This window comes from Phenylobacterium sp. SCN 70-31, from assembly GCF_001724605.1.
In the GTDB taxonomy this organism is placed as follows: domain Bacteria; phylum Pseudomonadota; class Alphaproteobacteria; order Caulobacterales; family Caulobacteraceae; genus Phenylobacterium.
In genome coordinates, this window is the sequence record NZ_MEEX01000041.1 from 20039 (window position 1) to 28509 (window position 8471).

Consider the following 8471-nt stretch of genomic DNA (forward strand, 5'->3'; position numbering starts at 1 on the left):
GGGACCGATCATCGCGGACACCATCTTCGCAAAAGCAGCGGCAGGGCACGCGCAAATGAGCCGTTATGAAGGCGCGGATCAAAGGACAATCGGGCGATGGAATACTCAGTATGACAACTTTGTTTGGTGGCCATGAGGGGGAGCAGCACGGTTGTACGTATATCCCTTAGATATGGGGAGGTTTCATGCGTTCCAATCGCATTACGCTTCGCGGCGCGTCCGCGATGTTCACAGTGCTCGCCCTTGCGCCGGCGCCCGCGTTCGCTCAGTCCGCCGCGCCTGAAGCTCTTGAAGAGGTGGTAGTCACCGCTGAGAAGCGCGAGACAAATCTGCAGGACACGCCGGTCGCCGTAACCGCCGTCACCGGCGAGACGCTTCGCGCGCTCGGGGTTTCCACCCTCGAGGACCTGCAGGTCTTTACGCCCGGTGTCACCATCACCAACGACTCGATGGCGATCGTGAACATCCGAGGCATCGGCACCTCGGCCTTCGGGGTCGCCACAGACCCGAGTTCGACGGTGCACTACGACGGCGTCTATATTCCGAGGCCTACCACCAGTTATCAGGACATGTTCGATGTGGAGCGCATCGAACTGCTCCGTGGCCCGCAGGGCGTGCTCTTCGGACGCAACTCCGCCGGCGGCACCCTGAACATCACCTCACGGGCGCCAACGTCTGAACTCGAAGGCATACTCAGCGCGACTGTAGGCAACTACAGTCGACGGACATTCTCCGGCTCCGTGTCCGGGCCGCTTGGCGAGCGGATTCGTGGCCGCCTGACCGTTCTCAAGAACGATCGCGACGGCATCTACGACAATCCGAAGACAGGCGAAAAATACCAGGACATCGACCGCTTCGCCGCGCGCGCCACCCTCGCCATCGACCTCGCCGAAAACTTCGACCTGACGCTGCGGGCCGACTTTGGCCGCGACCGCGAGACTGGCTATCCGTCCATCCGCCAAAGCTACCCGGCGGACCTGGCGCGGGCCGGCGCGACCATCCCGCGCGGAGAGGACGAGCTGATCCTCGACACGCGACCGCGCAACAACGTTGAGAACGGTGGCGTCTCGGCTACCGCCACTTACGTCACGGCCCCCGTGACCCTGAAGTCAATCACCGCCTATCGCGGGAGCACGGTGGACCAGGTTCTCGACGTCGATGCGACGGATCTCTTCCTCCGCAACATCACCCTCTACGAGCGGTCGCGCTCCTTCACCCAGGAGCTGCAACTCAGCAACAACGAGCCCGATCGCCTGGAATGGATCGTGGGCGCCTTCTACCTGCGCGAGAAGGCCCGCGACCAGCTGCAGATCCTGGAGCCCGCGCGCGCGCTCGGCCTGCCCGAGAGCAATGTCACCAATGCGCTCGCAGCCTACGGCCAGGCGACGTTCCGCCTGACCGATCGGCTCAGGCTCACCGGCGGCGCCCGTTATAGCTACGAGGAGAAGGATTTCGCCTACCGTGTCCTCTCCGGCGGGGTCGATGTGGGCGGTGAAGCGGCCAAGGCCTCCTGGCGCGCATGGACCCCGAAAGTCGGGATTCAGTACGACGTCAGCGAAGACGTGATGGCCTACGCCTCCATCACGCGCGGCTTCAAGTCGGGAGGCTTTCAGCTCGGCGACGGCCGGCCGTTCCGGCCGGAGTATATCTGGAGCTACGAGGGCGGGGTGAAGTCGATGTTCTGGGACCGCCGTGTCCGGGCGAACCTCAGCGTCTTCTACTACGACTACACCGACCTGCAGGTGGTTGAGTACATCAACGGGGTGGCCACCACCACCAACGCCGGCAAGGCCACCCTGAAGGGCGGCGAGTTGGAGGTCACGGTGAGGCCGGTCCACGGCCTCGACCTGAACGCGACGGCGGCCTACCTCGACGCGGAGTACGACCGCTTCTTCGACAATGGGGTTAGTCTGGCCGGGAACACCCTGCCGAATGCGCCACGGTGGAACTTCACGGGGGCCGCACAGTACCGGTGGGAGTTCGTCGATGGCCACAGTCTGACCCTGCGGGGCGACATCGCCTGGCGTGACCGCGTCCAGTTCAAGCCGAACAACCTGCGCCAGTTCTCGGGCGAGCCGTATACGCTGCTGAATGCCCGGGCGACGTTTGCCACGGCGGGCGATGTCTGGGAGGTGGCCGTGTTCGGGCGCAACCTCACCGACGAGCGCTACGCGACCTACAAGACCGTCGGGACCAACGCCACCGGAGTCTCGAACCCGGCCCTGCCGCTCGCCGTCTATGGAGAGCCGCGGCAATATGGCGTGCAGCTCGTGCGCCGGTTCTAGGGTCCTTGCCCCCTCCGCCGTCGGCGGAGGGGGATCTTTTCAGATCACGAGAAGAGTAGATGCAGCATTATCATCTGGCCGTTCTGGCGGCTTTGGCGACGGCCTCCCCGGCGTCCGCGCAGATCCAGACCATGTCGGTTCCGGCGGCGGAGGCTCGCAAGGTCCTCGACGCGTTCACGTCGGCCTTGGGACGGCGCGAGGTTGGAGAGATAGCCAGGCTATTCACTCCGGACGCCGCCGTTCTGGAAGGTGGGAAATACGAAGGGCGGATCAGCCAGTATCTGGAGCATCATCTTGGGCCGGAGCTTGCCGCCTTCGAGAGCTTCGAGATCAAAGACCGAAAGGTCGACGTTCAGGTGCGCGGGGACGTCGCCTGGGCGCGCGAGGAGTATGCCTACGTGATCCGCGCCAAGGGACGCGAAGGGCTGATCCAGCGCCAGGGCGTCAGCACCGCCGTGCTCGTCCAGACAGCCGGATCCTGGCGCATTGCGCAGCTTCACCTGTCGTCGCGGCCGCGCTGACGCGCCTCCGATGGATCTGGACGCCTACCTCCGACGCATCCGGCTCAGCCGAGGCGAAGCGCCGGACCTCAAGTATCTTCGGCGCATGCACCGGGCTCATCTGAAGGCTATCCCCTACGAGAACCTCGACGTGCTGCTCGGCCGGCCCCTGGGGATCGACAGCCATCACGCCTTCGAAAAGTTGGTGCGACGCCGCCGCGGCGGCTGGTGCTTCGAGATGAACGCCCTATTCGCGAGCGCGCTCATCGAGACCGGATTTCAAGTGACCACTCTGGCCTCGATCATCAAGCGGGATGGATCGCGCGGCGAGGACGGCGTCCACTCCCTCCTCAAGGTCGACCTCGACCAGCCCTACTTGGCCGATGTGGGCTTCGGCGACGGACTGCGCGAACCGATCCCATTCCGTCCCGGGCTCCATCGGCAGGGCCAGCTCTCCTTCCGACTCGAGCGCCTCGGCGCCGAGTGGTGGCGGCTCCACAATCATGAATGTGCAAGTATCCCCTACTACGACTTCACGCTTGAGCCCGCGCCTCCGGACCGCCTGCTTGCGGCCTCAGAATGGCTGCGGACGTCGTCGACGTCCCCCCACGTCCGCTACGCGGTCTGCCAGCGCCACGTGCGGGGCGGCGTGGTGGTGCTATTGGGACGAAGCCTATGTCGCTTGCAGTACGGACGAAGCACGGTTCGGCTGCTATCCAGCCCCGAGGCCTATGTCGGGGTGCTTCGGCGGGTGTTCGGGATCGAGTGTCCCGAGGCCGCCGGTCTTTGGCCCGCCATCTGCGCACAGCACGAGCAAGTTGCGAGCGATGTCGCCGCGGGACACCCCTCCTTTTAAGAGCCTCGAGGGCGGCGCGCCCCTGACTGGGTCGAGACCAGGTCCCACAAGCCCAGTCATCTGGCGGTCTGCAGCCAAGAGCCACCTTGAGCCCGGGCGGGCTGGACGCCGCTGCCGTTAACCGCCGCGCGCGATCTGTGCGTCAGAACCGCCCCGCGAGGCTCACCTTCACCGCCGTGGCGGAGCGCGGGGTGATGTTGTCATTGTTGTCGGCGTACAGGAAATCGCGCCGGTCCAGCAGGTTCGCCAGGTTCACCTGCGCGGTCACTGCATAGAAGACCGCAGCGTCCACGCGCGCATCTGTATCGGTCCAGGTTGGGCTTGTTCCGGACCCCGAAGAATTGGCCGCGTGGCGTTGCAAGCGATTTCACCCAGCGTCTGCCTGGGGCACGGGCTGGTCGGGAACGCGGCGCGCTACGACAACGAAAGATTCACCGGCTCAGGCCATGGGAAGTGCGTCCCACCGTCGCACTCATCCGCAGATGAGGGGATTGGGCAGGTCGCCGCGTATTCTCTGCAGGGACAGCGTTCAAACCTCGGGGATATCCCAATGACTCATCACAGAAGCCTCTCCATCGCCGGCCTGGTGGCCGGCGTAGCCTTGCTAGCCGCCGGAACCGCCTCGGCACACGCTCGTCTGGTCGCGTCGAACCCGACCGCGAACGTCACGGTGGCTGCGCCGAAGACGATCACGCTCACCTTCAACGAGAAACTGACGCCGGCCTTCTCCGGTTTCGAGCTGGAAATGGGCGGCGGCATGAAGATGCCGGTGAAGACCGCCGTCTCGAAGGACGGCTTGTCTATGGTCGGTACGCCACAGGGCGCGCTGATGCCGGGCGCCTACAAGGTCATGTGGCATGCGGCGACCTCGGACGGACACAAGATGAATGGCGACCTCGCCTTTACGGTGAAATAGGGCGTGCTCGAGCCTGCGGTCATCTTCCTCAGGCTGGTTCAGTTCGCAGGGGCGATGATCCTCTTTGGATCATCGCTCTTCCTGATCTACGCCCTGCCCCGCGCGGGTCCTGGATCCGGGGCACAATTGAACTGGTCCCGGCCCTTACTGGGATGGAGCGCCGGCGCCCTTCTGGCCGCCACCCTGCTCGGCTTGGCGGCGCAGACGTCAGTCCTCGCCGGATCAATTTCCGAGGGTCTGAAGCTGTCGTCGCTGACCGCCGTCGCCACCACCATGTCGCTGGGCAAGGCCGCGATCGTCCGCGCGGTCGCCGCGGGACTAGCGCTCAGCGCGGTGCTCGTGCTCCGCCCGGGCCGGCCCCTCTTCTGGCTCTGCACGGTGCTCGGCGCCGTCATCACCGCCAGCCTCGCCTGGATGGGTCATGGCGCGGCGACCCAAGGCGCGGGTGGCCCCGTCCACCTGACGGCCGACATCCTTCACGCGCTCGCCGCCGGGGTCTGGATCGGCGCGCTGGTGGTCTTTTTCGGCTTGCTTCGCCCGACCACAGCGGATGCAGGAAACCATCACGCTGTGCACAGAGCTCTCCACGGCTTCTCCGGCGTCGGCTCCGGGCTGGTCGCAGTCCTCGTCGGCACAGGCTTGGTCAACAGCTGGTTCCTGGTGGGTCCCGCGCGCATCAGCGGCCTCTGGACCACGCCCTACGGACAGCTCCTCCTCCTGAAGCTGCTGCTGTTCGCCGGGATGTTGGGATTGGCCGCGGCCAATCGCTTCCGCCTGACGCCCGCCCTCGGCGCCGCCCTGGAGAACAACGAGACGCGACAAGAGGCGCTGGCCGCCCTGCGTCGGAGCCTTGTGGTCGAGACGGCGCTCGCCTTCCTGGTGCTGGCCGTAATCGCCTGGTTGGGCATGCTCGCGCCGGTGTCGGCGCAATGAACGGCCGCCGCCCCTCTCGCCATGGCGCGGCCGCGTCGGATGAGGGCGGCCGTCGACTCAGGCCCTTCGCCGGCGTAGGTTCCGCAGCGATGCGGCGTCTCCTCGTCCTCTTCGCCCTCTTGGGCCTGCTCTACAGCCCGGCCGCCGCCCTGGCGGCGCAGCAGTCGTGCGTCGAGGCGGGCGCCGAGATGACCGGCATGATGATGGCCGCGACGACGGCCGATCAGGCCGCGCCAACTGCCCCCGACCCATGCTGCGACCACGGTAAGAAGACGATGGACGGCAAGGCGTGCGCGCAGGCCTGCGCCACGATGTGCGGCCTCTCCGCAGCGCTGCCGACCGCGAACGTCTACGTCGCCCCTCGGCCGAAGGCGTCGGTTGTCGCCGAGCGGGTTTTGCCGCTGAAGCCTCGCCCGCCGCCCCGGACGGAGCGACCACCGAGATCGATCGCCTGAACTGTCCGCGCGACCTGCGCGGGCTCGCTCACAGGTCGTGGCCGACACTCTTCTGAGGCCGTGACGCATGTGGGCAAGAGGACCGCAATCCCGCGGCCTCATCAGTCATTCAGGACGATTACGATGAACCTTTCGAAGTTCTTGGCCGCGGCCGCCTGCGTCGCCGCGCTCACCGCTGTGAGCACCTCCGCCTTCGCGGCCTCTGCCCCAGACGGGCAATATGAGTACCGGGTCGGGCCCCCGCCCTCCAACCCGCACGACGTCTTCCGGCCGGTGATCCGAACAGCCAAGCCTAGCGCCGCGCTGGCCGCCAAGGATTGCCCGTGCCCGATGATGCAAGGGCCGGCGTCACAGACGCCCAACGGCTGAACCGCCTGACGGGCCGCGCCCTCTTATCCCCTTGGGCGCGGTCCTGACGGGCCGCCGGCGGAGCCCAGCGCTCCGCCGGCGTGTCCCGGCCGGCTTTGCTCCATGCCCCTTCGGATCCCGAACATGCGTCTACCCATCGTTCTCGCCAGCCTCCTCGTGGCCGGCGGCGCGCAGGCTGCGCCCCTGACCTTTGCCGCGGCGCTCGACGCCGCACAGAGAACCTCACCGAACCTCGAGGCCCGCGCCCTGCAGATCGAGAGCGCACGCTCCGCCGCGCGCGCCGCGGGCGCCCTTCCCGATCCCAAGATTGTCTTCGGGCTCGACAACTTCCCGGTCTCGGGCCCGCCAGCCGGGCGGTTCAAAGGCGACAGCATGACCATGGCGCGGGTCGGCGTCATGCAGGATGTGCCAAACGGGGCCAAACGCGCCGCCGAACGCACCCGGGCCCAGACCGATATCCAGGTGGCCGGGGCCGCCGAACAGGTCGGCGTCCGCGATGTGCGCACCGCCACGGCGCTCGCCTGGATCAACCTCTACTATGCTGAACAGCGTTTGTCGGCGATCGACGAGCTACTGAAGAGTCTCGATCCCCTGTGGAACAGCGCGCCCTCCGCCGTCGCCTCGGGCGCCGCGCGCCCTGCCCAACCCCTGGAGGCCGAGCAGATGCGGGCCGACCTGCAGGACCGGCGCAGCGAGATCCTGGCCGCCGTGGGACGCGCTCGCGCGGACCTCGTCCGTTGGACGGGCGATCCGCAGGCCGACGTCGCCGGATCCCCGCCGGGCTTCGAGGTGGACGCCACGACACTGAGGAGCGGGCTCGCGAGCCATCCCCGACTGGCCGAGCGGGAGGCGATGACGGCGCAAGCCCAGGCCGACGTGCGCTTCGCCCGCGCCCAGAAACGGCCGGACTGGAGCTGGGAACTCGCCTATCAGCGGCGCGATCCGATGTTCGGCGACATGGTGTCGGCGGGCGTGACCGTGAGCCTGCCGCTGTTCGCCGCCCGGCGGCAGGACCCGCTGATCGCGGCAAAGCGCGCCTCCGCGGCGCAAAGCCAAGCCGAAGCCGAGGCGACGCGCCGTGAGCTCGCCGCCCAGCTCGAGGCAGGGTTGGCCGACCACCTGATGCATCACGACCAATGGAGCCGGGCCAAGGAGGTGCTGCTGCCGCTCGCCAAGCGGCGCGCCGACCTGGAGACCGCCAGCTATGGCGCGGGCCGCGGCGGGCTGACCGAGGTGCTTCAAGCCTTCACGGCTCTGGCCAACGCCCAGCTGACCCTGCTGGACCGCGAGGCTGCGGTGGCCGCCGACGCCGCCTCTCTTGTGCTCACCTACGGGAGCGACCGACCATGAGCGCCCCCTCAGCCTTCAGGCGGCCCGGACTTGCCCGGCGCGTCACGGAACAGACCCATCCGAGTGAACCCATCCAAGCCAGCACCACCTACGAAAGCCGCCAGCCATGAGCTCCGTGTCCCGGTCAAACCTCCGAACCCTCGCGGCCGCCGGCGCCATCGCCATTGTCGCCGCAGCGGCCGGCTACGGCCTCGCCCAACTGAAGCCCAGGCCGTCGGCCGCGTCCGAGGCGAGCGCCCCAGGCGGCAAGAAGGTCCTCTACTGGTACGATCCCATGGTTCCCCAGCAGCACTTCCCGGCGCCGGGCAAGTCGCCGATGGGCATGGACATGGTGCCCAAGTACGCCGACGAGAGCGTCGGCGCCGGGGCGGTCGGATTCAAGATCGATCCCGCCAGGGTCGCCAACCTCGGCGTGCGGATCGCGACGGCCACGCGCGGGGAACTCGCCAGCGGGGTGACGGCGACCGGCACGATCGAGTTCAACCTGCGCGACGTCGCCATCGTGCAGCCGCGCTCGGCGGGCTTCGTGCAACGCGTCTATGGCCGCGCGCCCGGCGACATCATTCCAGCTGGCGCGCCCTTGGCGGACCTCCTGGTCCCGGAATGGGGCGGCGCACAGGCGGAGTACCTCGCGGTGCGTCGGACGGGAGATCCAGCGCTCATCCGCGCCGCCCAGCAGCGGCTACAATTGCTCGGGATGTCGCCTGGGCTCATCCGCCAGATCGACCAGAGCGGGCGCGCCCGCAACGTGGTGACCGTCACCGCCCCGATCGGCGGGGTCATCAAGACGCTCAGCGTGCGCAGCGG

The 8471-nt window shown here is 67.6% G+C and carries 9 protein-coding genes; 8 read left to right on the plus strand and 1 reads right to left on the minus strand.

The genetic code is table 11. The annotated features are described in order from the left end of the window. Positions 1-296 precede the first annotated feature (296 nt). The 3 genes from ABS78_RS21785 to ABS78_RS21795 are packed head-to-tail and all read left to right on the plus strand — an operon-like array spanning position 297 to position 3641. Positions 297-2285, plus strand: coding sequence for a TonB-dependent receptor (locus ABS78_RS21785; RefSeq protein ID WP_293384579.1), 1989 nt, complete (start codon positions 297-299; stop codon positions 2283-2285). 59 nt (positions 2286-2344) lie between these two features. Beyond that, positions 2345-2806, plus strand: coding sequence for a nuclear transport factor 2 family protein (locus ABS78_RS21790; protein WP_293384582.1), 462 nt, complete (start codon positions 2345-2347; stop codon positions 2804-2806). Positions 2807-2816: 10 nt separating this feature from the next. Beyond that, positions 2817-3641, plus strand: a complete 825-nt coding sequence (locus ABS78_RS21795) for an arylamine N-acetyltransferase (RefSeq protein ID WP_293384585.1) — start codon at positions 2817-2819, stop codon at positions 3639-3641. Positions 3642-3783: 142 nt separating this feature from the next. On the opposite strand, the gene ABS78_RS21800 is transcribed toward ABS78_RS21795, so the two are convergent. Continuing rightward, positions 3784-3933, minus strand: coding sequence for a hypothetical protein (locus tag ABS78_RS21800; RefSeq protein WP_293384588.1), 150 nt, complete (start codon positions 3931-3933; stop codon positions 3784-3786). Positions 3934-3990: 57 nt separating this feature from the next. Between ABS78_RS21800 and copC the strand changes: the two genes are divergently transcribed. The 5 genes from copC to ABS78_RS21825 form a co-directional block, all read left to right on the plus strand. Further along, a complete protein-coding gene (gene copC, locus ABS78_RS23960; protein WP_363083780.1) occupies positions 3991-4557 on the plus strand; it encodes a copper homeostasis periplasmic binding protein CopC in 567 nt (188 codons plus the stop codon). Between the two features lie 3 nt (positions 4558-4560). Beyond that, on the plus strand, positions 4561-5490 hold the full coding sequence (gene copD / locus ABS78_RS21810) for a copper homeostasis membrane protein CopD (RefSeq protein ID WP_293384591.1): 930 nt from the start codon (positions 4561-4563) through the stop codon (positions 5488-5490). Between the two features lie 89 nt (positions 5491-5579). Then, the gene (locus ABS78_RS21815) at positions 5580-5945 is read left to right on the plus strand and encodes a hypothetical protein (RefSeq protein ID WP_293384594.1); all 366 of its coding nucleotides are present in this window, start codon (positions 5580-5582) and stop codon (positions 5943-5945) included. Between the two features lie 492 nt (positions 5946-6437). After that, positions 6438-7664 carry a TolC family protein gene (locus tag ABS78_RS21820; RefSeq protein WP_293384596.1) on the plus strand — a complete coding sequence of 409 codons (1227 nt, stop codon included), beginning with the start codon at positions 6438-6440 and terminating at the stop codon, positions 7662-7664. 106 nt (positions 7665-7770) lie between these two features. Further along, positions 7771-8471: efflux RND transporter periplasmic adaptor subunit (locus ABS78_RS21825; protein WP_293384598.1), on the plus strand; the 701-nt coding region annotated here is incomplete at its 3' end.